Here is a 22,960-nt window from a genome sequence, read left to right on the forward strand (position 1 = left end):
CTGTCACCGCCTGCTACTCCCGCAACTCAACCACAGGCTGTCGCGGTCATGGCCGCGTCTGACCGGTGCCGTGAATGCGGTATTTGAAGCTCGTCAGCTGCTCGACGCCGACCGGCCCGCGCGCATGAAACTTGCCCGTGGCGATGCCGATCTCAGCGCCGAAGCCGAACTCGCCGCCATCGGCGAATTGCGTCGAGGCGTTGTGCAGCACGATCGCCGAGTCGACCTCGTTGAGGAACTTGTCGGCCACGGCGTTGTCGTTGGTGACGATCGCATCGGTGTGGTGCGAGCCGTGCGCGTGGATATGCGCGATCGCGCCGTCGACGCCGTCCACCACCTTCGCGGCGATGATCGCGTCGAGATATTCGGTGTCCCAATCCTCGTTGCTGGCCGGCGTCACCCGCGCATCGGCCGCGCGCACGGCGTCGTCGCCGCGCACCTCGCAGCCGGCGCCGATCAGCATGTCGACCAGCGGCTGGATCTTGTCCTGCGATGCCCGGTCGATCAGCAGGGTCTCGGCCGCGCCGCACACGCCGGTGCGCCGCATCTTGGCGTTCAGCACGATCGACTTCGCCATGTCGAGATCGGCGGCGCCGTCGACATAGACGTGGTTGACGCCCTCGAGATGCGCGAACACCGGCACCCGCGCCTCGGCCTCGACGCGCGCGACGAGGCTCTTGCCCCCGCGCGGCACGATGACGTCGACACCGCCGTTGAGGCCCGATAGCAGCAGGCCCACGGCTGCGCGATCGCGCGTCGGCACCAGGGTGATCGCCGCCTCCGGCAGGCCGGCTTCGCGCAGGCCGTCGACCAGGCATTCATGGATCGCGCGGCAGGAGCGGAACGAATCCGAACCGCCGCGCAGGATCACGGCATTGCCGGACTTCAGGCACAGCACGCCGGCGTCAGCCGCGACATTGGGGCGGCTCTCGAAGATCACGCCGATGACGCCGAGCGGCACCCGCACGCGCTCGATGGTCATGCCGTTCGGCCGCTGCCAGCTCTCGGTGACGACGCCCACGGGATCGGCGACGCCGCGCACCACGGCAATGCCGTCGGCCATGCCGCCGACGCGCGCCGGCGTCAACGTGAGACGGTCGACGAACGACGCCGCCATGCCGCCGGCCCTGGCCTCGGCGACATCTTCGGCATTGGCCGCAATGATCGCATCCGCGCGAGCGCGGATCAGCCGCTCCATCGCCTCCAGCGCCCGGTTCTTCTGCTCGGCCGGCGCCAGCGCCAGCAACCGCGCGGCGGCGCGCGCCTGCTGGGCGAGGTCGTTCATCAGCGCGGGCAGATCGGCGCTGCCGTCGATGGCTTTGAGAGGCGCGGTCATGGGCGGTTCAACCTTGAAGCAAGGCTCTCCAGTAGCACGGAAAGCGGCCATTTGCGAACGTCAGCGGCTGGGCTCTAAGCCGGACCCGCTCCCGCCGGCCCGATGACCAGGTCGTCGCGGTGGATCATCTCGGCTCGTCCCGACATGCCAAGAATGACCGCGACATCCGGCGACGACCGGCCCTTGATGCGCTCGGCGTCGTCGGCGTCGTAGGCGACCAGGCCGCGGCCGATCTCGTGGGTATCCGGGCCGCGCACCACCACGGCATCGCCGCGGGCGAACTGGCCCTCGACCTTGATCACGCCGGCCGGCAGCAGGCTCTTGCCGGCGCGCAGCGCGGCGACGGCGCCGGCGTCGATCGTCAGGGTGCCCTTCGGCTCCAGCGATCCCGCGATCCAGCGCTTGCGCGAGGTGACCGGATTGGCTGGCGTGAGAAACCAGGTGCAGCGGCCGCCATTGGCGATCGCTGCCAGCGGATGCTGGATCTTGCCGGAGGCGATCAGCATGTGGGTGCCGCCGGTGGTCGCGATCTTCGCGGCTTCGATCTTGGTCTTCATGCCGCCGCGGGAGAATTCCGACGCCGCACCGCCGGCGATGCCCTCGATGTCGGCGGTGATGCTCTCGACCACCGGAATCAGCTTGGCGTTGGGATCCTGCGCGGGCGGGGCGGTGTAAAGGCCGTCGATATCCGACAGCAGCACCAAGAGGTCGGCGCTTGCCATGGTGGCGACGCGGGCGGCGAGCCGGTCATTGTCGCCGTAGCGGATCTCGGCGGTGGCGACCGTGTCGTTCTCGTTGATGACCGGCACCGCGCGCCATTCCAGCAGTTTTGCGATGGTCGAGCGCGCATTGAGATAGCGCCGGCGTTCCTCGGTGTCCTGCAGGGTGACCAGGATCTGGCCGGCGCCGATGCCGTGCGCGCCCAACACCTCCGACCAGATCCGCGCCAGCGCGATCTGGCCGACGGCGGCGGCCGCCTGGCTCTCCTCCAGCTTCAGCGGTCCGCGCGGCAGCTTCAGCCGGCTGCGGCCGAGCGCGATCGAGCCCGAGGACACCACCAGCAGCTCGCAGCCGCGGCCATGCAGCCGGGCGATGTCGGCGGCCAGCGCGGTCAGCCAGGAGGCGCGGACCTCGCCGGCCTCGGAATCGACCAGCAGCGACGAGCCGACCTTGACGACGATGCGGCGGAAATTTTCGAGACGGGGAGCCATGGCGTAGGTTCGGTCGGGGTCAGCTGCTTCGGATAGGTATTAATGGATCAAGGCAGGTCGTCGCCGCGACGCGGGTGTCCTCCCCTCCCCCTTGCGGGGAGGGGTCGGGGGTGGGGGTCCACACGGCAAGACCGTTGTTGGGGTACCCCCCTCCCCAACCCTCCCCCACAAGGGGGGAGGGAGCGCACCGAATGCGCGGTGAGGGCCTTCGAAAATCCGGTTGAATGCCGCCAGCAGATTTCAGGGTGAGCCAGCGGAACGTCGATGCGACTTATGCGACGGCCGCAGCCCGCGAAGCAAGCTCGCGGCGAGGGGTCAGCCCTGCGGTGGTGTCGGCGCCGCCCATGGCTCCTCGGTCGCGGCGTTCTCGACCGCGTTCTTGGCCTTGTTCGACACCGGCTGCTCGCTGATCACGTCGGCAAGCTTGCGCAACGCGTCCTTCACGCCCTCACCGGTCGCGCCGGAGATCAGGAGCGGCGTCTTCTTGGCGGCGCGCTTCAACCGGTCGCGCTGTTTCTTCAGCTCGTCCGGCTCGACCGCGTCGATTTTGTTGAGCGCGACGATCTCGACCTTGTCGGTCAGCTCGCCGCCATAGGCCTCGAGCTCGTGCCGCACCGTCTTGTAGGCTTTGCCGGCATGCTCGCAGGTGGCATCGACCAGGTGCAGCAGCACGCGGCAGCGCTCGACATGGCCGAGGAAGCGGTCACCGAGGCCGGCGCCTTCATGGGCGCCCTCGATCAGGCCGGGGATGTCCGCCAGGACGAATTCGCGGCCGTCGGCGTTCACGACGCCGAGCTGCGGGTGCAGGGTGGTGAACGGATAATCGGCGATCTTCGGCTTGGCCGCGGAGACCTTGGACAGGAAGGTCGACTTGCCGGCATTCGGCAGGCCGACCAGGCCCGCATCGGCGATCAGCTTCATGCGCAGCCAGATCCAGCGCTCCTCGCCCGGCTGGCCGGGATTGGCGTGACGCGGCGCGCGGTTGGTCGGCGTCTTGAAATGGGCGTTGCCGAAGCCGCCATTACCGCCCTCGGCCAGCACGAAGCGCTCGCCGACCGCGGTGAAGTCGTGGATCAGCGTCTCGCGATCCTCGTCGAAGATCTGGGTGCCGACGGGAACCTTGAGCACCACGGACTTGCCGCCGGCGCCGTGGCGGTCCTTGCCCATGCCGTTCTCGCCCTTCTGGGCCTTGAAATGCTGCTGGTAGCGGTAGTCAATCAGGGTGTTGAGGCCGTCGACGGCCTCGATCACGACGTCGCCGCCACGGCCGCCATTGCCGCCGTTCGGCCCGCCGAACTCGATGAACTTCTCGCGCCGGAACGCAACGCAACCGTTGCCGCCGTCGCCGGAGCGCACATAGACCTTGGCTTCATCGAGGAATTTCATGATGCGCCCTACGTAGGCGAGGCGGCCCCCCACGGCAACCGCGGAATGAGGTTAATTCGGCCGGAAGCCTTAATTTCGAGCGGTATCTCCGCGTTGCGCAATCGCTGGGCGAGCGTTGCGCCGGGGTTGCGGCAGGGCTGCGCCACGCCCTCAGCGGAAGGGCTGGAGCCGGTCAGGCCTGCCTGATAAGGCAGCACCATCATGAGCGTGCTCTCCCGAATCTCCACCGCCACCGACGAGCGTTCGGCGCGGCTGGCCGGCATCGGCCTGATGCTGCTGTCGATCGCGATGTTCTCGTTCGGCGACGCGCTGGGCAAGTTCCTGGTGTCGACCTACTCCGTCGGCCAGCTGCTGTGGCTGCGCGCCTGCGCCGCGCTGCTGCTGCTGGCGCCGTTCATCTGGCGCAACCGCAGTGCCTTCCTGCAGCTCGAGCGCCCGTGGCTGCAGCTGGTGCGCGTGGTTCTCTCGACCCTGGAGGTCGCGGCGTTCTTCCTCGCCACCGTCTATCTGCCGCTCGCCGACGTCATCACCTACTATCTCGCAGGCCCCATCTTCGTCACCGCGCTGTCGGCGCTGGTGCTGCGCGAGCATGTCGGCTGGCGGCGGTGGACCGCGATCCTGATCGGCTTCTGCGGCGTACTGATTGCGCTGCGTCCGTCGGCGCAGACCTTCAGCCTGCCAGCGCTGATCGCGCTCGGCGGCAGCCTGTCCTTCGCGGTGCTGATGCTGATCACGCGCAGCCTGCGCTCGACGCCCGACATCGTGATGGCGTCCTCGCAATTCGTCGGCACCTTTCTGCTGGGTGCTGCGATGTCCGCGTTCGGCTGGGTCACGCCGTCGCCCGGCAGCCTGGTGCTGTTCGCGGCCGCCGGCCTGATCTCGGTGACCGCGCTGTTCTGCGTCAACCGCTCGCTGAAGCTGGCGCCGGCCTCTGTGGTCGTGCCCTATCAGTACACGATGATCGTCTGGGCCGTGCTGTTCGGCTTCGTCGTGTTCGGCGACGTGCCGCACCCCGCGACCATCATCGGCGCCATCATCATCATCGGCGCGGGTCTGTACATCTACCTGCGCGAACGCAGCCTGGGGCAGGGACAAGGTGCGGTGAATCCGCCCGTGTAGCGGCATCCACCGTTGTCGTCCCGGCCTTGAGCCGGGACCCAGACTCCGTGCAGCCTGCGTTGGAGAAGGCTGTGGCTCCAGCGTGATCCCACCACCAACTTCGGTGGCTATGGGTCCCGGCTCAAGGCCGGGACGACAGCTGGGGGGAAGCGGCCGCCTCGGCTAGATTCGCCGCCCCGTCTTGGCCCACGCCTTCAGCGACGCCCACACGCCGCGGGTCAGCCGGAACGCATCGACCGGGGCCGAGGAGCCGAGCACCTCGAAGCGGTGCAGTTCGACGCCGGTCCATTGGAAGCCGCACTTTTCGAGGATGTTGCGCGAGGCAGGGTTGCTGACGCGCGCATGCCCGATCAGCACGGTCTCATCGCTCGTCTCGAAGAAATCGTCGATCGCAGCGCGGACCGCTTCCGTGCCGAAGCCGCGGCCCCAATGCTCGACGCCGAGCCAGTAGCCGAGCTCCGCACGCCCTGACGCCGGCCGGTTGATTCCGACCATGCCGATCGGCGCATCGAGATGCTCGATCACAAACGCGGTCTCGCCGCTCTGCTCCAGCGCGCGCACGAAGCGGGCGGCATCGACCTCGGAATAGGGATGCGGCAGCCGGCGGGTGTTCTCCGCAATGCGCCGGTCATTGGCGAGCCGGGCGATCGCTGTCACGTCGGCGAGCACCGGCGGACGCAGGGTCAGCCGGGGTGTCTCGAGGACGCAAGGTCTCGCCTCGCGCAAGGTGGGAGTGGTGATGTCCTGCAGCATGTCGGGCTCCATCGACGCTTCGGGATCAATCGATCAGCGAAAATGAAAAGGGGAGGCCGGTTGTCCCGCCTCCCCTGGAGCCATCTGGCGCTCCGCCGGTTCGTCAGGACCCGGCGGACGCGAATTGTTCCACCGTATGTTACTCAGCAGCTTCGGCGAGTACCGGGCGTACCGAGATGAACGTGCGGTTGGCACGGTCATGGAACTCGACGACGCCCTCGATTTTGGCGAACAGGGTGTGGTCCGTGCCCATGCCGACGTTCAAGCCGGGATGCCAGGTCGTGCCGCGCTGACGCGCAATGATGTTGCCGGGAATCACGCGCTCGCCGCCGAACGCCTTGATGCCGAGACGCTTGCCCTTGGAGTCGCGTCCGTTGCGGGATGAACCGCCTGCCTTTTTATGAGCCATCGCTCGTCTCCGATCTCGAGGATCACCATTAGCGCGATTCCGCTAAGGGATCATTCACAATTGCAGGGCGCGGACGAAAAATCCGCGCGATGAAGGTTTGAAGCAGATGCGGCGCGCCGTTGCGCGCCGGCACGCTTACTCGGCGGCGTCGGCCGCCGGGGCTTCCGCCTTGGCCTTCTTCGGGCGCGGGCCCTTGGTCGGCTTGGCGTTGTCGGTCAGGATCTCCGAGACGCGGATCAGGGTCAGCTCGTCCCGGTAGCCGCGCTTGCGGCGGGAATTCTTGCGGCGGCGCTTCTTGAACGCGATGACCTTGGGGCCACGCTTGTGGTCCAGCACCTCGACGGCCACGGACGCGCCGGCCACCGCCGGAATGCCCAGCACCGGGGTGTCGCCACCGACCACCAGCACCTCGTTCAGCTGCACGATCGTGCCGGGTTCACCGTCGATCTTGCCAATCTCGAGCACATCATCCGGGGCGACGCGGTATTGCTTGCCGCCGGTCTTGATGACTGCGAACATCGTTCTCATCCTTCGTGTTCGATCCCGGCCTCGGTGCGCTGTCGCCCCGGGTCGGCTTCTTGTTCAGTCGTTATGGTTCATGTGATCCGGCCCGATCGGGGCCGGCAGTCGCGCCCGAGGCTCAAGACCTCAAAAATGGGCGCAACGACAATCGGCGCGAGAAGCTCGCGCCGGTCGATCGGGCGCTTATAGCCGCCTGCAAGCCTGAGTCAAGGTGAACGAGCGCCCGAAACCATCGGTTTCGTCCGCCGTTGTCGTTCACACAAGGCAACAGGGCAGGGACCATATGGCCGACGACGTCATGACCACCACGGGCATTGCCCGTCACGGAGCCGCGCGGCTGCCGTCGGTCGAGATCGACAGCTTCAACATCGAGCTCAAGGACGAGGATGGCTTCCTCGGCGACCGCGCATCCAAGGGCGCCTTCCGCAAGATCCTGGAGCGCTGGCGCAAGCCGTTGCGCAAATCCGGCAAGGACCCGTTCGGCGACGAGGACAGCGAGACCATCAGCAAGAAGGCGCTGGACGCGATCCTGGTCGGCGACGACACCGAGGCCTCGGCCGTGGTGCATTCGGCGATCGAGGAGTTCGCCCAGGAGCTCGCCCATGTCACCCGCCGCTTCCTGCGCACCAAGGCCTGGGCCAAGACCGAATGCATCGTGGTCGGCGGCGGTTTCCGCGATTCCCGGCTCGGCGAGCTTGCGATCGCCCGCACCGAGATCATCCTCAAGGACGAGGGTTTTGGCGTTGAGCTGGAGCCGATCCGCTACCATCCCGACGATGCCGGCCTGATCGGCGCGCTGCATCTGGCGCCGTCCTGGATCTTCGAGGCCCATGACAGCATTCTCGCCGTCGACATCGGCGGCACCAACATCCGCTGCGGCGTGGTCGAGACCGCCTGGAAGAAGACGCCGGATCTCTCCAAGGCGTCAGTCTGGAAGTCCGACCTGTGGCGCCATGCCGACGACGAGCCGACGCGGGAAGGCGCGGTCAAGCGGCTCGCCAAGATGCTGAAGGGCCTGATCGAGGAGGCCGACGCCGAGGGGCTCAAGCTGGCGCCGTTCATCGGCATCGCCTGCCCCGGCGTCATCAACGAGGACGGTTCGATCGAGAAGGGCGCGCAGAACCTGCCGGGCAATTGGGAGAGCAGCAAGTTCAACCTGCCGGCCAGCCTGGTCGAGGCGATCCCGATGATCGGCGACCACGACACCGCGGTGCTGATGCACAATGACGGCGTCGTCCAGGGCCTGTCCGAGGTGCCGTTCATGCAGGAGTTCGAGCGCTGGGGCGTCCTGACCATCGGCACTGGCCTCGGCAACGCCCGCTTCACCAACCGCCGCAAGGAGAACGGGCGCAAGGACAAGGACGACAAGTCCGAGGACAAGAAGTCGGACGACAAGAAAGCCGCGAAGAAGAAGAAGGACTAGCGCGCGATCCGCCCAGCCCCTGCCTGGTGCAGCATATTGCGCAACATGGGTTCCGCGGCAGCCGCCGCGGCGCCTCACGGCGCACGGAAAAGTATCGTGCCACCAATCAGATAGCAGGGCAAGGCCGGTAACCTTGACTGGTTAGGTTAAGGAACGGTTTGCGTTGCGGTGCACGCTATCATGCTCCAGGGTCCGCCCGTCGCTCAGGCCGGCCGGATTGACCCCCGTCTCTTCCGTCGGTTTCCCCAAGATGCAGCGACACGGGACCGCCGATATGTGTCAGCGTACGGCGGTCCCACCCGTCTTGGCGGGGCGCCATGCCGCCCGGGCCGTAGCTCGCGCGCCGCATGACACAGCCACCGCATTTCGGTGGGAAATATCGCAATCCCCGCCTTGTCACCCCCGCCGCCGTGCCCTAGAACGGCGCCCGACCCGGGGGCTTCGCCCCTGATTTGCGCCTGGAGAGGTGGCAGAGTGGTTGAATGCACCGCACTCGAAATGCGGCATAGGTGCAAGCCTATCGGGGGTTCGAATCCCTCCCTCTCCGCCATTTCAATCCGTCCGCTGCCAGGATTTTAGGGGGTCTTAATCCGTCGAACAGACCTTCGATTCTAGCGCTTCCAATCCTGTGCCTCTCGACTGGCCTGAAGGCCTTGCGCGCTAAAGCCATCAATCGCTGCGCCAAGTTTAGGAAATGTCTGCCGCCCGCGACCGGGGCAACATGCTAGCCGTCGTTGGCTGTGCTCAATAGTCCGGTGGTTAGTCTAGAGTTCGACAAGCTGGACAGAAGGCCGCGGGCCACGCTCGTCGGGCAGGAGGGTGTCGAGGACGGCCTGCCAATCCAGCGGCGCCGCTAGCGTGGATCTTTCGATCAGCCCCGGCGCCCGCCAGACGCGACCGAAGGGGGCGAACCGAAGAGAAGCTGCGTGATCCGAGAGGAAGCTCTGTTCGCGGCCCATTGTAGCCTCATGCCGGGACGGTCCAATTCATCTGATAACCGACAGCTTCACCGCAACTACGATTTAGATTTGCGGAAAGCTGCTCGGCGGGCTCGGCCTATTGCCTCAAAGAACCTAGCGGATAGTGGCGCCAACTGCCCATTCGACGACCGCTGCAACAAGAAATGGGGTGCGCCACTAGAGGGTCGTTCTGGCGGCTATAGCCTTCACGGAATCAGAGCAGCAGAACGCAGACGGTAAAGCGGCAACAAAGCTAAGCGGTCAGTGCGTCTAAGGTGGTATCTTGCGTAGCCGCAGCTATCAAGATATGGCAGCTAATTTTCACTCACTGCTGGTTGCCCCAGCTGTCACCGGCGAACGAAAAATCTTGTAGTAGATATCGAATACAAATATCGCCATTGTAGTGCAGAGGCGATTCCAATCAATTGCTCCATGATCGATACCGTGGTGGTACGGTCTGAAGTGAACCAATCCATTCCTCAATCGGTATATTCGTTTAGCAGCCGAGGTGGCGACATCATTTGTGTTTGTAGGAACTTGTTCGCCAAGGCTGTCGAAGACCGATACGAGATCGGCTTCAATGGCATTCGTGAGAAGGGCGATCAAGCTCGTTTCCTCTCTGGGGTGCCAATCGAGCGCGTCCTCAAGTGCCGCCGCTACGTCGCCCCAATTTTTTGACAGACCTAAGGACGTGATGACTTTTTCCGCGCTGGAGTAAGCGTAAAGAGATTCAAGGCATCGATAAAGCGCTAAAAACATTGTTGCGGGATCGGAGTCGAAAACAGATCTACAAAGGGTCCGATACGGAATTTGCATTTGCTCAAGCTCGCAAATGGTTTGCAGAGTATCGGCAAGTGTTTCATCGATCCACGACTCGCCTTGCCGACATTCTTGAATGCAAAATAGGAAGAATATTCGCCATGTCTCCTCGGGCGCGATATCCTTTGCTACGAAGCATCGAATTTCGGGAAAGAGCGATGCGATCAAGGTATGATCGTGCCCCGTATATCCAGGAATAGAGGCGTCTTCGACTTCTACATATTGTCGGACGAGGGCGGGTGATTGTCGTGGTCGCGGATGCAACTCTGCAAGAATCGCGGTCAGCTTACCCCCATCCACGTCGATCTCTGTAAACGCTCCGAACGGAGACGCATGGTCGAAGCCAAGAGTGAAGAAGAACGATGCGGTCTCGTGGTTGAAACGAGCTAAGCCGCGAGCCAATCCGAAGCTATGCTTCTCTGAAAGTATAGCGTCTTTCAAAAACGTTCGTTCTGCCGGTTGAGTGGCGATCCAACGCTTCTGGTCGGAATTGCGAACTGGATCAGCTCGGATTGAGCAGAAGCGATCTAAAGCACCAAAAACCTTGACATTCGACGCGATCATGTTGCGAGGCATGGTTAATTGGCCCGCCAACAGGGCTCCATATTTGGGAGCTCAAAGTGTTCGTCTATGAGGGCCTTGAAAGCGTCAAAGAAAAGCGCTCGTTCGTATCGCCCAACTTGTCCTACGCGACGATCTAGGGTTTCTGAAAGGACGTCTAGGCGAAGAAACTCGCCCACGCCGGATCCTGGGCGGTTATCCAAACGATCCATCAACGCCGTCGCACCGTTGATGACCTCTTTCATCCGCTTCTTGCGGTCGGCTATTTCGCGGTCCATGGCGGGCCGACCAAGGACGTATTGGGCGACGGCCACGACAAAACCGATACGGGCCGGCTGGCTATCAAATACGTTGCGGCCCTTGTTGTACCTCCCGGTGTCTTGGCCTTCAAATCGGGAAAACGTTTTGTCGAGCCGCACAAGCAACGAGAGAGTAGAATAGAACTGATCTTGGAACGCCGTGTCCGAAAGGTTCTCCACAAAATCTAGTCTTGAAAATTCTTCCGAAAGTGCCTCTTTCGTGTCGACATTCGTTTTGCGCAGTGAAAATGCAATATAAAGTTCAACTAGATCGTCGGCGCCATACTGGCCAGCGTCTACGCGCCTTCCCGGCCTATCCGGCGTGAACATTCTCTGAATGTCAGGGACCTTTACGAGAACTTCGGCCAATAGCGGCTGGTAAACTACCGAGAGTTGCCTCGCGAGTGTCCAAGGCACTTGTCCGGTGTTCAGCACTAGCATTCTATAGACCATAGACCGCACATTGCGGGCCAGCCAAAACTCGACTCGAACATCTGCATCTAAAACGACTGCGTCTACCTTAGCGGCTTCGGATAGGGCCGCTGTCCGCTGCATTCCATCAATGATGGAGAGGTCAGTCAGGTTCTCTGGAAGTATCTCGAGAGGCCCCTCGGCATCTTTCATGGGATAGCTTTTGAAGAGTTTACCATCGTCGACGACTACTCCCAAGACGACGGGTGGTAGAACCGCTCCTTGTTGTATGTCGCTAACCATGCGGTCGCGGATGCGTTTGGCGGTAGTAGTTCTTAATACGTCACGTTGGCCACTAAGCATGCCTCTGGAAGCGTGAGCTTTCCGTACTAGGTCGAGGTAGGCTCGGACAGATAGTACAGTTAATACTGACCAGCAGTCGGTCCTGTCGTCGTACAGCCAATGCATCATTATGAGCTTCCGAGGTGTAGGTGCTAGGGATTGCGCTTTAAAGACTTCGAGCTGAAGAAGCGACTTATGAACATTGACGAACAGACGCGACGCTAGCACTTCTCCGCAGAAACTCGCAACAGGCCACAGCGTTCTTAGCGGTGCATGCCACTCCGGCTACCGTCAACCTAGTTGGAAATTTGCCGCTCGTGGCTTGCCGGGCGCGCTTGAGCCGTCGAACGGGAAATCGGGAAAGAAATTACAGTGATGCACTCACCTCGTGATCGCAGCACTTTAGCGGGCCTTAAGTGCGCCGTCATAGCTATCTCGATTTTCTTGCGTACTCTGTTGGCTTCTTCAAGCTCGTGCGACTGCCTCCTGGGGTGCCTTCAGTAGAATGATTCTGGATTGCGCCTACGCTCCGTTCATCGGGGACGTCGCAGAGTTTGCATGCTGGCATGAAGCCTCTACCGTCCAGCCTTCGGGACGTGGAGCTGCGCATGACGCGGTGCGGCCGCGACTGATAGGCAGTCGTGTTCCGATAAAAAGAAATTTGTTGCCAGTATTCAAAATTTATGGTCTTCTCTCCCCATCCCGGCCCACCGAGAGGGGCGCTTCGCGATCGTCACGAGACGTGGGGCCGGAGATGCGGTGGCTGTGAGTTTGCTGCAGCGGGTGCGATGCTCGCCGACGAACGGCAGGCTTGCGGACGTGAAGACGCGTGGTCCTGGCGCCCCGACGCTGGCGCTAAGCCTCCTGGTCATGATGATCCGGGAGGCGACGGTGGCTAACAAGCCGGACACCGGGGAGATCGCGACATAAGCGTGAAAACCATCGCGCGGGGAATGCCGGGTGATCTCGGCTGAACCTGTGGTGACTGCCGCCTGCTTTTTTTGCTGCAGGCGGGCCATGGGTTGCGGCCAGCGCCCGGCATTCCCCGCGCCCTCTCATCTTCCGAGGGCGGAACGACCGGTACAACCCGGACGCCATGGCGCCGCGGGATCGTAGCTCTGCGGACCACTCCCCAAGGCATCGCGCCGGACCGGAGAACTGGAAGCAGCTTTCGCTCGTTGTCTCTCCATGCACTGCCGCCCGTCCTGGAGTTTCACCTGATGAGTTCGACCTCCGACCGCCCGTTGCCCCGCTTCGCCGCCGTGCCGTCGTCGCGGCCCGGACGGCTGCTCCGGCTGGGCGGGATCGCCGCGGGAATCGCGGGTGGCGTGGTGACGGATGGCTTGCGGCAGCTGGCGCAGGGGCGGCGGCCGGGGTTGCCGGAGCTGCTGCTGGCGCCGGCGCAGGCGATGCGGCTCGCCAGCGGGCTGGCCGGATTGCGCGGCGCGGCGATGAAGCTCGGGCAGATGCTGTCGCTGGATCCAGGGCTGGTGCTGCCGAGGGAGGTCGCGGCGCTGCTGGCGCAGCTGCAGGAGGCGGCGCCGCCGATGCCGCCGCCGCAGCTCGAGCGCGTGCTGGCGCGGGCCTGGGGCGCCGGCTGGCGCGCGCGGTTCAAAAGCTTCGAGATGCGGCCGTTCGCGGCGGCCTCGATCGGCCAGGTGCATCGCGCCGAGACGCTGGACGGCCAGCGCCTCGCCATCAAGGTGCAGTATCCCGGCGTGCGCGCCAGCATCGACAGCGACGTCGAGAACATCGCCGCGCTGCTGCGCCTGCCCGGCCTGCTGCCGCGCGAGATGGACATCTCGCCGCTGCTGTCCGCCGCCAAGGCGCAGCTGCATGCGGAGGCGGACTATGCCGCGGAGGCGGCGCAGCTGCGCGCCTTCGGCGATTTTCTGCGTGATGATCCGCGCTTCATCGTGCCGGCGCCGGTGACGGCGCTGTCGACGCCGGAGGTGCTGGCGATGGCGTTCGTCGACAGCCGGCCGATCGCCTCGCTGGCGACAGCGGCGCCGGCGCAGCGCGACGCCGCGATGACGGCGCTGATCGAGCTCACCCTGCGCGAGCTGTTCGTGTTCGGCGCGATGCAGACCGATCCCAATCCCGGCAATTTCCGCGTCACGCCGGACGGCGGACGCATCGTGCTGTTGGACTTCGGCGCGGTGCGCCACATCGCGCCGGAGCTGCAGGCCGCGTTCCGCGCGCTGCTGGCGGCCGGGCTCGACGCCGACCGCGCGGCGAGCCGCGCCGCCATGCAGACCATCGGCTATTTCGACGCGGCGACGGCGCCGCGCCATCAGGACGCGATCGTGGAGATGTTCCTGCGCGCGATGGCGCCGCTGCGCCAGCGCGGGCCGTATGATTTCGCCCGCCAGGACCTGCTGGCGGAGCTGCGCGACCGCGGCCTTGCGCTTGGCCTCGACCGCGACCTCATGCATGTGCCGCCGGCGGACACGCTGTTCCTCCACCGCAAGATCGGCGGGCTCTATCTGCTGGCGACGCAATTGCGCGCGAAAGTGGACTGCGCGGCCTGCGTCGCGCCCTACCGGGCATGACGGCGGGGCGGCAAGCCGTGGCGCCGGCCTCGATCGCGACATGCGCCACGTGCAACGCAAGGCAAGGGACGCGCTTGAATCCGGAGAGCCGCCCTGCAACAACCAGTCTCCTCCTTCTCTCCGCCAGCCCCGCGCGCGTCGGTCCGGCGATTCTCGGATATGACCGGTGACGTCAACCTTCGATCCCATCGCCCTCGACAAGCTCAAGGCACGTATCCAGGCGTTGCGGGCCAAGACCATCGCCAATGGCTGCACCGAGGACGAGGCATTGTCGGCCGCCGCCAAGGTCGCCGAGCTGCTCGACCGCCACGACCTGTCGCTGTCCGACATCGAGCTCAGGGCCTCGCCCTGCGAGCGCAAGGTCTATGAGACCCATCGCAAGAAGCGCATCCCGCTCGACGACTGCATCGGCGCGATCGCGCTGTTCTGCGACTGCCGGGTCTGGCGCGAGAAGAACGCCGCCGGCGAGGCCGCTTACGTGTTCTTCGGCCTGCCCGCGGACATCGAGGTCGCGCATTATCTCGCCGAGCTGATCGACGGCGCGGTGCGCGCCGAGCTCGGCCGCTACAAGACCTCGACGGACTATGCCCGTTTCCGGCACCAGGACCGGCATCTCGCCAACGCGTCGTTCGCGCTCGGCATGATCACCTCGATCGGCGACCGGCTGGTGGCGATGAAGAAGAGCCGCGACCAGGCCAACGAAACCACCGGCCGCGGCCTGGTCGTGCTCAAGACGTCGGTGGTCGATGCCGAGTTCGGCAAGCTCGACCTGAAGCTGCGCAACGCGCGCAGCGGGAGCCGGATGGTATCGATGGACGCCTATGAAGCCGGCGGCGCCGCCGGCGCGACGCTCGCCATCAATCCGGGTGTCGATCACGCGCAGCCAGCCGGCAAGGCGAAGCGAGGTTGATCGGGCCTCGCGCAATGCGGCGCTATGGAGTTGGCGCGCACTGCGCCGCCTCAATTCTTCGTGCCGGCCCCTTTCAGCGCCGTCCACGCGGCCTGGTTGGCTTCGTCGAAGGCCTTGCGGGATTCGCCGAGCGCGGCGCTGAGCACCGACCAGGACGCGCTGCCCGTCTGCTTCAGCGTGTCGAGATGGGCGCCGGCCGCCGCGGCGTCGGTCTTGAGCTGCTTCAGCACGGCATCGAGATCGGTCGTCCCGATCGCCGCGGCCTTGGTCGCGGCCTCGCGCAACCGCTCAGCCGAGTCGCTCCAGGCCTTGGCCTGCGCGGCCGCGATGTCCTTGAACGTCGCCTGATATTGTTCGGCCTGCTGTCCTGCGCCGTCGAAATAGGCCTTCATCTGCGCCTCGAAGCCGGCCCAGTGGGCATCGAGCTCGGTCTTCGCGCCGGCCAGTGCGGCTTCGCCGGCCTCCGCATGGGTCTTCAGCAGGGCTTCGAGATCGCTGCGGCGCTTCTTGAGGTCGGCGAGCAGATCGTCCGCCTTGACCTTGGCGGCCGCCTCGGCCTGCGGGGCGCTCACCGCAAGCGAGGCCAGCGCCGCATCCATCTCGTGGAGACGCTCGCGCGCCCAGTTCAGGGTGAGGTTCAGGGTGGTTTGTTCCGGCATCTCGCTCTCCCTCAATGGTCTGACGCCGAGCCTATGGAAACGTTACCGTATCGTTTTGATATGCATCAAAGCAGCGCGGTCCAGGCGTTCACGTCTTCGTGCCCCACGGATGCGCCGTCGCCGTCCGGCGATCCGACTCCGCGGCGAAATGGCCCTGGCTCACGCAGGCCGACCAATGTCATCATCGCTCGACGCCCGTGTCACGAGGACAGTCGCAATGACCGGCTCCGAGTTCCGCACCCTTGCTCTGTCGTTCGCCGGCACGACAGCCGCGCCGCATTTCGAGCGCACGGCGTTCAAGCTGCACCGGACGTTCGCCACGCTCGCCGCCGATGGCGCGTCCGCCAATGTGCTGCTGACGCCGGACGAGCAGGAGCATTATGCCGGCCTGCAGCCGGGAGTGTTCCGCCGCGTGCCGAACAAGTGGGGCGACCAGGGCTGGACCACGGTGGCGCTCGCGGAAGCCGATGCCGGTCTGCTGCGGACCGTGCTCGACAGCGCGTGGCGCGCGGCGCATCCGCCGCAGCGGTCGCGATCCAGAAAGACGCGCTGACTGCGCCGGCCGAAAAAAATCGTCCCTCTCGCGAATCCCTTGCGCCGTTCGCCGCCTCTTATGCGCCGAGACATCGGTCTCGATCACAGCGGAGGGATTGTCATGGCATGGGTTCGCAGGAATTTGGCACGGCCGCATCGATGGGCCCGGCTCGCCGTCGGGCTCGGCGCGGCCGCGGTGGCGGTCACGGCCCTGAGCGGAGCGGCGGCCTGGCTGGCGGCGGCGGGCGGCGTCGCCTTCGCGCTGTCAGGGGCGGTCGGCTATTGTCCGGTCTGCGCCGTCACCGGCATCGGCACGGAGACCGCGAGAGGCGGCCGGTCATGAGCGCGATGCCGATCACCGATGAGACCACCTTCGAGGCCGCCCGGCTCGGCGATCGCGACGCCATGGTGCGCCTGCTGACGCTGACGCAGCCGGACATCCGCCGCTATGCCCGGGCGTCGTGCCGGAGTTCGGCCGATTCCGAGGACGCCGCCCAGCAGACGCTGTGGCTGCTGTCGCGGCATATCGGCCGCATTCACGCGGTCGCGGCGCTGTCGTCATGGCTCTACCGCGTGGTCCGCCGTGAATGCATGCGGCTGTCGCGGCAGTTCGGCCTGATCAACGATGCCGATGACGACGCCCTTGTTGCGCGTCTGGCCGCGCGGCCGGAGGCCGAACTGCGGCTCGATCTCGCCGCCGCCTTCGAATCGCTGCCGCCGCATTATCGCGACGTGGTGCTGATGCGCGATCTCAAGGAGATGACGATCGACGAGATTGCGAGCCGGCTCGGCCTGTCCCGGCAGGCCACCAAGGCGCGCCTGCATCGCGCCCGCCAGTTGCTGCGCGAATATCTCGGAGGCTGATCATGACCGACTATCAGAAGCCGTCGGACATCCAGTCGGTGCCCCAACTGATGGCGCTCGCACCGGCCGAGGCCAAGGCGTTCCTGGCCTTCAATCACGCCTGCGAACGCGCCGACGGCGCCATTCCGGCGAAATATCGCGAACTGATCTCGCTTGCGGTGGCGCTGACCACGCAATGCGCCTACTGCCTCGACGTGCACACCGCGGCGGCCGTCAAGGCGGGCGCCACGCGCGAGGAGTTGGCGGAGACCGCGATGATCGCGGCCGCCGTGCGCGCCGGCGGCACGCTGGCGCATGCGCTGCTCGCGCTGCGGCTGTTCGACGGGCACGCGCTCAAAGAGACGGGCTGAGCGGTCTTGCCGTCGATCTCACACCCGCCGCCCCACCATCAGCAGGATGCCGCCGAGTTGCGGCAGCAGCGCCAGCAGAATCAGGCGCAGCATCGCGAAATCGTCCGCGGACGGCGTCAGCCGTCCTTGCGTGACCCACGCCACCAGCTTGATCGCAGCCTGGGTCTGCGGATCGGCGGTCTGGCTCACCGTGGCCATCGCCGCGTCCAGCGCCTGGCGGCGCTCCGCCACGGCGGCCTCGCGCTCGCGACAGAACTTGCCGACGCCGCCCTTGCACTCGCGGTCGCGCGCGGCCATCGCGTCGTTCAGCGCGGTCTGCGCGGCCTGGATGGCCGGCGTCACGCGCGAGGCGCGCGTCAAGGTCACGTCGCTGATGTTGGTGGAGGCGAAGCCGATGCCTGCGGTCAGCGCGAACACGAAGGTCATCAGCCACACCGTCCAGCCGGCCAGCGCCGAGGCGCGGTGCCGCGCATGCCACAGCCGCGCGGTGCAGGTCGGCATCACCAGTGCGACGAGATCGGCGGTCACGCCGATCGCGAGAAACATCCAGCCGGCGGTGCTGTTCGACCCCAGCGAATGCGCGAACCAGCCGTTCATGGCCATGCCGACAGCCGCCAGTGCGAGCGCGGAAAGCTGCAGCAGCACCGAGGAGACGGTGAGGCGCGGGCGTTCGATCTTGGCCGGCGCGCTGGGCGCGGTGGCTGGGACGATCTCGCCGTCGATCGGCGGTGCCGTCTCGCGCGGCACCACCGCGGCAGGCGGCACCGGCGCGGAGATCGCCGCGGCGGCGGCGCTGGCGGCGGCTTCGGTCCGTGGCGTCTCCGCGACAGCGTGCGTTCTTGCCGGCGCCTTCGCGGGCTCGTTCACGAGCTCCAGGAAGTCCGGCATGATCAGCGTCTCGGACGCCAGCATCTCGTCATCGAGCGCGGCTTTGATCTTGTCGGATTTGTCGGCCTTCTCCGCCTTCGGGCGCGGCTTGACGGCCTTGGGACGCTTCGGGCGCGGCTTGGCCGTCTTCGGCTCTCGCCAGGGAATGATCGACGCGACGGACTCTTCAGCCATCAGGGCTGCTCCAGCGGTTGGCGATGGGCACGAGTCTGCGTTTGCACGCAACGCTCATCGCGCCGGCATCGGGGCACATCAAATCGGGAGGTGAGCAGAGCGGCCCGAGGAAGACGGGCCCAGTTTCTTGCGGCCTGGCTGGCGTCGCGCGAAGAAATCGTTGGCGTCTCACGCGCCCGCACCGCCGATGATGCGGTGGGCTGCGGTCACAGGCGCCACGTAATGAGGCGGCGCCCGGAAAGTTTTGGTCGCGCGGGGCCGGGCAGGTCAGCCGTGCGCCCAACACCCTTGTTCTTAACCAATGGTTAACACGGATTCGCCGGTTTCGAAACCGCGTGGCGCGTGTAGGGCGAACAGCAGTTGTGAAGAGTGGCGACCTGCGTCTTTGGAGTCACAACCGGCAGCTGAGCAATCGCGTCGGGGTCCGGACTTACGCGCGCAAGCAGCAGCCTCGTGCGATCATCGAACGAAACGTCATGGCCGCGACCTATTGACGTCGTCCGAGGTCCTCGCCGAGGCCCTCTGTGCCGCCTCGCGCGGGACAAGTATGGGTGTGCTGCCACTGAGGGAGTGATGTTCGTTGACGGTTGTCAGCACGAGTACGACGTTTGCAATGTCGAAGCTTACGCCGGCCCCGCCGACCTTCTTGAACTCCGGCAGCGGGATGGGGTGGGCGCGGTCGCCTGGGCCGATCCGGTAAAGGCCGTCATGGCCCACTGCGAGCAGATCCTCACCTTGACGCTGCAGCCCGAAGAAGGCGGTCGTGTGCTGCGGAATCGATCCGATCCGCCCATTCGTGTCTCTGACGATCTGCTCCGGGATTTGGCGTTCGTAGAGCAGCCGAACCTGGTCGTGGCAGACCTCCACGAGCTGTCCAGATGCGAACATGTGTATGAGGCCGATCGCGGCTGCGACACAGTCCGGCTTCCAGGGCACGGTGGCGATGCCATTCACAGGGGAGTCGAGCCGGCCGACGTCGGACACGACCCCGGTCGCCCGATCGATCCGCTGCAGGCCACCGCCAAACTCGCCCGCGTTGTAGCCGACGAAGACATATTTCGGCGTGACCAGGACGGCCTCGGCCGGCCAGTGCTTCAGCGGCTTCGCGCGGCCTGATCCGAGCTGGTAAAGGTAGGTCAGCGGAAAGGGAAAGGCCGCTTGGGCTTGCTGCTCGTCCAATGGCTTCGACGGATCGAACAGCGGCTGCGAGATGGCGGAGAACGGCAGGGTGAGAGCCGTGTCGGATTGTTGTCCGTCGGTGAAATCGATCATTCGACTGTCGGTTAGCACGATGTTTGAAGCCGCAGCCACCAGCGCATCTCCCCGCGACACGATTTCGGCAACGACCTCCCAATCGTTGTCGCTCCAGCGGCGCACCGTCCACCGTCCGTTCGGCACGAGTGGTGCGTAGGACGCCCAGGGGCAGGTCACGATCGCTGCCCGCCCATCCTGCACGAACAGCGTCATCACCCGATCCGGCGTCGCCACGTCAGTCCGCTGGCCGCCTTCCGCGATGCTTGACAGCCGGCCGCCACTGCTGAGCAGCCAGAGCCGTTCGTCGGCAAAGACGGCGCGCTGGATCCGCGCGTCCGGTTCGGCACGCGGCGGCTCCGTCGCAGAGCCATGACCGGCGTGGAGGGCGACCAGCGCAAGGGCTGCCGCGGCCCATCTGGTCACGATGCTGTTCAAGATGCGGGTCCCCAAGCCATTTGTTCTTCTACGCCACATCCCCCGTCATTCCGGGGCAAGGCCGGTAGGCCTTGAACCCGGAATCCCGAGATTGGCTTGCGACCGTTCTCAACAATCTCGAGATTCCGGGTTCAATCGTCAATGCGCAGGCGCTTCGCGGCGCATCGACGATTGCCCCGGAATGACGGCCAAATTCGCAGCCGGTTCGCACCTCTTGAGATATTTGGTATCACGCGGCGCCATCTGTTAAGGGCAGAACCGCCGGTGACGACTGCCGCCACCGATGCGTCGCCATCGGCCCTCGATTTTCATCGCGCCGCATCAGTGCTAGCATCGCGCGATGCAATGCCCCTGCGGATCACCGCTTCCCTTCGATCGCTGCTGCGGTCCCTATCTGAATGGCGATGTCTCGCCGCCAACCGCTGAAGCCCTGATGCGCTCGCGCTACACGGCCTATACGCGAGGCGACATCGGCTACATCGAAGCCACGCTCGCGGCCGACCGGCGCGGCGCCTTCGATGCCGCCGCCGCGAAGGGCTGGGCGACGCGCGCGACCTGGCTCGGGCTCCGCGTGGTCTCGACGGCGCGCGGGCAGGAGGGCGACGCCGACGGCGTCGTCAGCTTCGTTGCAACCTATCGCGAGGGCGGCAAGACGATCGAGCATCACGAGGTCTCGCAATTCCGTCGCGATGGTGACGGCGCCTGGCGCTTCGTCGAGGGCGAGACGCGGGCGGTGGTCAGCGAGCCGAAGCGGGCAGCTGCGCCGGCCAAGGTCGGACGCAACGAGCCATGTCCATGCGGCAGTGGGAAGAAATACAAATTCTGCTGCGGGCGTTGAGCTGCGCTGGGCGTTCGGTTCGGAACAGGCGAAATTTCACGTTGGCATGTTCAGAAGTTGCGGTTTGATCCCCGTATCTCGTTCTCGTGCCGAGGGGCCTGAGCGTCATCACGATACGCGGGGGCGGGGAGCGTGGCCGCGGCCTCTCCGGTGCGCTTGAGCATGACGGCCGGCAGTTCGCGGACGGTCAAGCCGTGTGGTCCTGGCGCCCTCGCATTTGCGAGCGCGAACGAGAAGCAAGAGATCGGGCCCGTCCGGCGCGGCATCGATGATGCCGGCTGCCCTGGTGTGGCCGGCTGATGTCTAATCATTTCGAATGTTTGTCCTGTTGCGGCGCCTCGTTGCGAACATCGTGGAGCACGTCTCCGCATCGCCTTGACTCCGCCCAACCGGGCTGGCCTAGAAGGACGTAGTTCCCAACGAGGATGGTATCAGGTGGCGGAGTTGGACGACGAAGTCATGCAGCACGCGAGACCGCCGGCTGCAGCAATCCAGACGCTGGCGCAACAGGCCTTGTCGCCGCGCAAGGCCGCCATCCTCGACCATGCCAACCGCTTCGCGGACGAGCGTGCGGGCTGGCGCGACAAGGCCGCGTTCTTCCACGGCGAGGACGAGTGCTATCTGCGTTTCCTGATTCCGCCGGGCAGCCGCGTGCTGGAGATCGGCTGCGGCCTCGGGGATACCCTGGCCGCGCTGGCGCCGTCCTATGGGGTCGGCATCGACTTCAGCGAGGCGCAGATCGGGATCGCGCGCACCCGCCATCCCGATCTCACCTTCGTCGCCGGCGATGCCGAGGATCCGGCGACGCTCGCGGCCGTCACCGGCCCGTTCGATGCGATCCTGGTGCTCGACACCATCGGCTCGCTGGATGATTGCCAGCAGTTCATCGAACAGCTGCATCTGCTGTGCACGCGCGAGACCCGGCTCGTCATCGGCTATTTCTCGCACCTCTGGTATCCGCTGCTGAAGGCCGCCGAGGCGATGGGCTGGCGCATGCCGCAGCCGGAGCAGAACGTGCTGTCGCCGGCGGATCTGCGCAATCTTGCGGTCCTCGCCGACTTCGATCCGGTGAAATCGGAGCAGCGCGTGCTGTCGCCGCTGCGGCTCTATGGCGTCGGCCGCTTCGCCAACCGTTTCCTCAGCGTGCTGCCCGGCCTGCGGGCGCTGTCGCTGCGGCATTACCTCGTGGCGAGGTCGATGCGCGCCGTCGGCGACGACGTCCGCTCGGCCACCGTCGTAATCCCTGCGCGCAACGAGCGCGGCAACATCGAGCCGGCGGTGCAGCGCATCGCCGCGTTTTGCAAGGATATCGAGATCATCTTCATCGAGGGCCACAGCAGGGACGGCACCTATGAGGAGATGGAGCGGGTCCGCGCAGCGTTTCCGGATCACGACATCAAGCTGATGCGCCAGCCCGGCAAGGGCAAGGCGGACGCGGTGTTCACCGCGTTCGACGCCGCCCGCGGCGACGTGCTGATGATCCTCGATGCCGACCTCACGATGCCGCCGGAGCAGTTGCCGAAATTCTTCGAGGCGCTGCGCTCGGGCAAGGGCGAGTTCATCAACGGCTCGCGCCTGGTGTATCCGATGGACGAGGGCGCGATGCGCTTCCTCAACCTGATCGCCAACAAGACGTTCTCCTATTTGTTCTCCTGGCTGTTGAACCAGCGCTACACCGACACGCTGTGCGGCACCAAGGTGCTCCGCCGCAGCGACTATCTCAGACTCAAGGCCGGCAAGGCGTATTTCGGCGATTTCGATCCGTTCGGCGACTTCGACCTGATCTTCGGCGCCTCGAAACTGAACCTCAAGACCATCGACCTGCCGATCCGCTACGCCGCGCGCAGCTACGGCGAGACCCAGATCTCCCGTTTCCGCCACGGCTGGATGCTGTTGAAGATGGTCGTGTTCGCGTTCTTCAAGATCAAGGCGATCTGAGGATGGCGGGCGCG

Annotated in this window: 21 protein-coding genes and 1 tRNA gene; 11 read left to right on the forward strand and 11 right to left on the reverse strand. The window is 65.4% G+C overall.

All coding sequences use genetic code 11. The features are described 5' to 3' along the window. Positions 1 to 46: 46 nt before the first annotated feature. From ACQR1Y_RS30360 to obgE, 3 genes are all read right to left on the reverse strand, one after another. Positions 47 to 1,336 carry a glutamate-5-semialdehyde dehydrogenase gene (locus ACQR1Y_RS30360; protein ID WP_434879274.1) on the reverse strand — a complete coding sequence of 430 codons (1,290 nt, stop codon included), beginning with the start codon at positions 1,334 to 1,336 and terminating at the stop codon, positions 47 to 49. A 74-nt stretch (positions 1,337 to 1,410) separates the two neighbouring features. Beyond that, complete coding sequence (gene proB / locus ACQR1Y_RS30365; RefSeq protein WP_434879273.1) at positions 1,411 to 2,547, reverse strand: glutamate 5-kinase; 1,137 nt, start codon at positions 2,545 to 2,547, stop codon at positions 1,411 to 1,413. Between the two features lie 315 nt (positions 2,548 to 2,862). After that, a complete protein-coding gene (gene obgE / locus ACQR1Y_RS30370; RefSeq protein ID WP_434879272.1) occupies positions 2,863 to 3,933 on the reverse strand; it encodes a GTPase ObgE in 1,071 nt (356 codons plus the stop codon). 201 nt (positions 3,934 to 4,134) lie between these two features. Between obgE and ACQR1Y_RS30375 the strand changes: the two genes are divergently transcribed. Then, positions 4,135 to 5,052 (forward strand): DMT family transporter, encoded by a 918-nt coding sequence (locus ACQR1Y_RS30375; protein WP_434879271.1) that lies wholly within the window; start codon positions 4,135 to 4,137, stop codon positions 5,050 to 5,052. Between the two features lie 162 nt (positions 5,053 to 5,214). Here ACQR1Y_RS30375 and ACQR1Y_RS30380 read toward each other — a convergent pair whose 3' ends face one another. The 3 genes from ACQR1Y_RS30380 to rplU form a co-directional block, all read right to left on the reverse strand. After that, entirely contained in the window at positions 5,215 to 5,805 is a 591-nt protein-coding gene (locus ACQR1Y_RS30380; RefSeq protein WP_434879270.1) for a GNAT family N-acetyltransferase, read from the reverse strand. A gap of 139 nt (positions 5,806 to 5,944) precedes the next feature. Continuing rightward, complete coding sequence (rpmA, locus tag ACQR1Y_RS30385) at positions 5,945 to 6,214, reverse strand: 50S ribosomal protein L27 (RefSeq protein WP_009026714.1); 270 nt, start codon at positions 6,212 to 6,214, stop codon at positions 5,945 to 5,947. A gap of 135 nt (positions 6,215 to 6,349) precedes the next feature. Then, positions 6,350 to 6,733 carry a 50S ribosomal protein L21 gene (gene rplU, locus ACQR1Y_RS30390; RefSeq protein WP_035648644.1) on the reverse strand — a complete coding sequence of 128 codons (384 nt, stop codon included), beginning with the start codon at positions 6,731 to 6,733 and terminating at the stop codon, positions 6,350 to 6,352. A 286-nt stretch (positions 6,734 to 7,019) separates the two neighbouring features. Here rplU and ACQR1Y_RS30395 point away from each other — a divergent pair, with 286 nt between their 5' ends. Next, a complete protein-coding gene (locus ACQR1Y_RS30395; protein ID WP_434879269.1) occupies positions 7,020 to 8,159 on the forward strand; it encodes an ROK family protein in 1,140 nt (379 codons plus the stop codon). 460 nt (positions 8,160 to 8,619) lie between these two features. Beyond that, positions 8,620 to 8,709 (forward strand) — tRNA-Ser (locus ACQR1Y_RS30400). A 730-nt stretch (positions 8,710 to 9,439) separates the two neighbouring features. On the opposite strand, the gene ACQR1Y_RS30405 is transcribed toward ACQR1Y_RS30400, so the two are convergent. Continuing rightward, a complete protein-coding gene (locus ACQR1Y_RS30405; protein ID WP_434879268.1) occupies positions 9,440 to 10,531 on the reverse strand; it encodes a hypothetical protein in 1,092 nt (363 codons plus the stop codon). Next, a complete protein-coding gene (locus ACQR1Y_RS30410) occupies positions 10,516 to 11,421 on the reverse strand; it encodes a hypothetical protein (RefSeq protein ID WP_434879267.1) in 906 nt (301 codons plus the stop codon). The genes ACQR1Y_RS30405 and ACQR1Y_RS30410 overlap by 16 nt, the downstream gene beginning before the upstream one ends. Positions 11,422 to 12,770: 1,349 nt before the next feature. Between ACQR1Y_RS30410 and ACQR1Y_RS30415 the strand changes: the two genes are divergently transcribed. After that, positions 12,771 to 14,102, forward strand: coding sequence for an ABC1 kinase family protein (locus tag ACQR1Y_RS30415; RefSeq protein WP_434879266.1), 1,332 nt, complete (start codon positions 12,771 to 12,773; stop codon positions 14,100 to 14,102). Between the two features lie 166 nt (positions 14,103 to 14,268). After that, on the forward strand, positions 14,269 to 15,012 hold the full coding sequence (locus tag ACQR1Y_RS30420) for a DUF7168 domain-containing protein (protein WP_434879265.1): 744 nt from the start codon (positions 14,269 to 14,271) through the stop codon (positions 15,010 to 15,012). A 50-nt stretch (positions 15,013 to 15,062) separates the two neighbouring features. Here the strand turns inward: ACQR1Y_RS30420 and ACQR1Y_RS30425 are convergent, their stop codons facing one another. Beyond that, positions 15,063 to 15,671 (reverse strand): hypothetical protein, encoded by a 609-nt coding sequence (locus ACQR1Y_RS30425; RefSeq protein WP_434879264.1) that lies wholly within the window; start codon positions 15,669 to 15,671, stop codon positions 15,063 to 15,065. Between the two features lie 217 nt (positions 15,672 to 15,888). Between ACQR1Y_RS30425 and ACQR1Y_RS30430 the strand changes: the two genes are divergently transcribed. The 4 genes from ACQR1Y_RS30430 (at position 15,889) to ACQR1Y_RS30445 (ending at position 17,419) form a co-directional block, all read left to right on the forward strand. Beyond that, positions 15,889 to 16,224, forward strand: coding sequence for an MmcQ/YjbR family DNA-binding protein (locus ACQR1Y_RS30430; RefSeq protein WP_434879263.1), 336 nt, complete (start codon positions 15,889 to 15,891; stop codon positions 16,222 to 16,224). A 102-nt stretch (positions 16,225 to 16,326) separates the two neighbouring features. Beyond that, a complete protein-coding gene (locus ACQR1Y_RS30435) occupies positions 16,327 to 16,548 on the forward strand; it encodes a YgaP-like transmembrane domain (RefSeq protein WP_434879262.1) in 222 nt (73 codons plus the stop codon). After that, positions 16,545 to 17,069: an RNA polymerase sigma factor gene (locus ACQR1Y_RS30440; RefSeq protein WP_434879261.1), complete on the forward strand. Its 525-nt coding sequence runs from the start codon at positions 16,545 to 16,547 to the stop codon at positions 17,067 to 17,069. The genes ACQR1Y_RS30435 and ACQR1Y_RS30440 overlap by 4 nt, the downstream gene beginning before the upstream one ends. A 2-nt stretch (positions 17,070 to 17,071) precedes the next feature. Next, positions 17,072 to 17,419: a carboxymuconolactone decarboxylase family protein gene (locus tag ACQR1Y_RS30445; RefSeq protein ID WP_434879260.1), complete on the forward strand. Its 348-nt coding sequence runs from the start codon at positions 17,072 to 17,074 to the stop codon at positions 17,417 to 17,419. Positions 17,420 to 17,437: 18 nt separating this feature from the next. Here ACQR1Y_RS30445 and ACQR1Y_RS30450 read toward each other — a convergent pair whose 3' ends face one another. Beyond that, positions 17,438 to 18,481, reverse strand: coding sequence for a hypothetical protein (locus ACQR1Y_RS30450; protein ID WP_434879259.1), 1,044 nt, complete (start codon positions 18,479 to 18,481; stop codon positions 17,438 to 17,440). Between the two features lie 474 nt (positions 18,482 to 18,955). Next, a complete protein-coding gene (locus ACQR1Y_RS30455) occupies positions 18,956 to 20,170 on the reverse strand; it encodes a hypothetical protein (protein ID WP_434879258.1) in 1,215 nt (404 codons plus the stop codon). 340 nt (positions 20,171 to 20,510) lie between these two features. On the opposite strand from ACQR1Y_RS30455, the gene ACQR1Y_RS30460 reads away from it, so the two are divergent. Then, complete coding sequence (locus ACQR1Y_RS30460) at positions 20,511 to 21,008, forward strand: YchJ family protein (protein WP_434879257.1); 498 nt, start codon at positions 20,511 to 20,513, stop codon at positions 21,006 to 21,008. A gap of 435 nt (positions 21,009 to 21,443) precedes the next feature. Continuing rightward, a complete protein-coding gene (locus ACQR1Y_RS30465) occupies positions 21,444 to 22,946 on the forward strand; it encodes a glycosyltransferase (RefSeq protein WP_434879256.1) in 1,503 nt (500 codons plus the stop codon). Positions 22,947 to 22,960: the final 14 nt, after the last annotated feature.

It is taken from the genome of Bradyrhizobium sp. HKCCYLRH3099 (assembly GCF_051167855.1).
Classification (GTDB): Bacteria; Pseudomonadota; Alphaproteobacteria; order Rhizobiales; family Xanthobacteraceae; genus Bradyrhizobium.

Bases quoted from the DNA above. Each gene is read 5' to 3' on its own strand.
- ACQR1Y_RS30360 (WP_434879274.1), bottom strand. From the start codon at position 1,336: ATGACCGCGCCTCTCAAAGCCATCGACGGCAGCGCCGATCTGCCCGCG.
- proB (WP_434879273.1), bottom strand. From the start codon at position 2,547: ATGGCTCCCCGTCTCGAAAATTTCCGCCGCATCGTCGTCAAGGTCGGC.
- obgE (WP_434879272.1), bottom strand. From the start codon at position 3,933: ATGAAATTCCTCGATGAAGCCAAGGTCTATGTGCGCTCCGGCGACGGC.
- ACQR1Y_RS30375 (WP_434879271.1), top strand. From the start codon at position 4,135: ATGAGCGTGCTCTCCCGAATCTCCACCGCCACCGACGAGCGTTCGGCG.
- ACQR1Y_RS30380 (WP_434879270.1), bottom strand. From the start codon at position 5,805: ATGCTGCAGGACATCACCACTCCCACCTTGCGCGAGGCGAGACCTTGC.
- rpmA (WP_009026714.1), bottom strand. From the start codon at position 6,214: ATGGCTCATAAAAAGGCAGGCGGTTCATCCCGCAACGGACGCGACTCC.
- rplU (WP_035648644.1), bottom strand. From the start codon at position 6,733: ATGTTCGCAGTCATCAAGACCGGCGGCAAGCAATACCGCGTCGCCCCG.
- ACQR1Y_RS30395 (WP_434879269.1), top strand. From the start codon at position 7,020: ATGGCCGACGACGTCATGACCACCACGGGCATTGCCCGTCACGGAGCC.
- ACQR1Y_RS30410 (WP_434879267.1), bottom strand. From the start codon at position 11,421: ATGAAAGATGCCGAGGGGCCTCTCGAGATACTTCCAGAGAACCTGACT.
- ACQR1Y_RS30415 (WP_434879266.1), top strand. From the start codon at position 12,771: ATGAGTTCGACCTCCGACCGCCCGTTGCCCCGCTTCGCCGCCGTGCCG.
- ACQR1Y_RS30425 (WP_434879264.1), bottom strand. From the start codon at position 15,671: ATGCCGGAACAAACCACCCTGAACCTCACCCTGAACTGGGCGCGCGAG.
- ACQR1Y_RS30430 (WP_434879263.1), top strand. From the start codon at position 15,889: ATGACCGGCTCCGAGTTCCGCACCCTTGCTCTGTCGTTCGCCGGCACG.
- ACQR1Y_RS30435 (WP_434879262.1), top strand. From the start codon at position 16,327: ATGGCATGGGTTCGCAGGAATTTGGCACGGCCGCATCGATGGGCCCGG.
- ACQR1Y_RS30440 (WP_434879261.1), top strand. From the start codon at position 16,545: ATGAGCGCGATGCCGATCACCGATGAGACCACCTTCGAGGCCGCCCGG.
- ACQR1Y_RS30445 (WP_434879260.1), top strand. From the start codon at position 17,072: ATGACCGACTATCAGAAGCCGTCGGACATCCAGTCGGTGCCCCAACTG.
- ACQR1Y_RS30450 (WP_434879259.1), bottom strand. From the start codon at position 18,481: ATGGCTGAAGAGTCCGTCGCGTCGATCATTCCCTGGCGAGAGCCGAAG.
- ACQR1Y_RS30460 (WP_434879257.1), top strand. From the start codon at position 20,511: ATGCAATGCCCCTGCGGATCACCGCTTCCCTTCGATCGCTGCTGCGGT.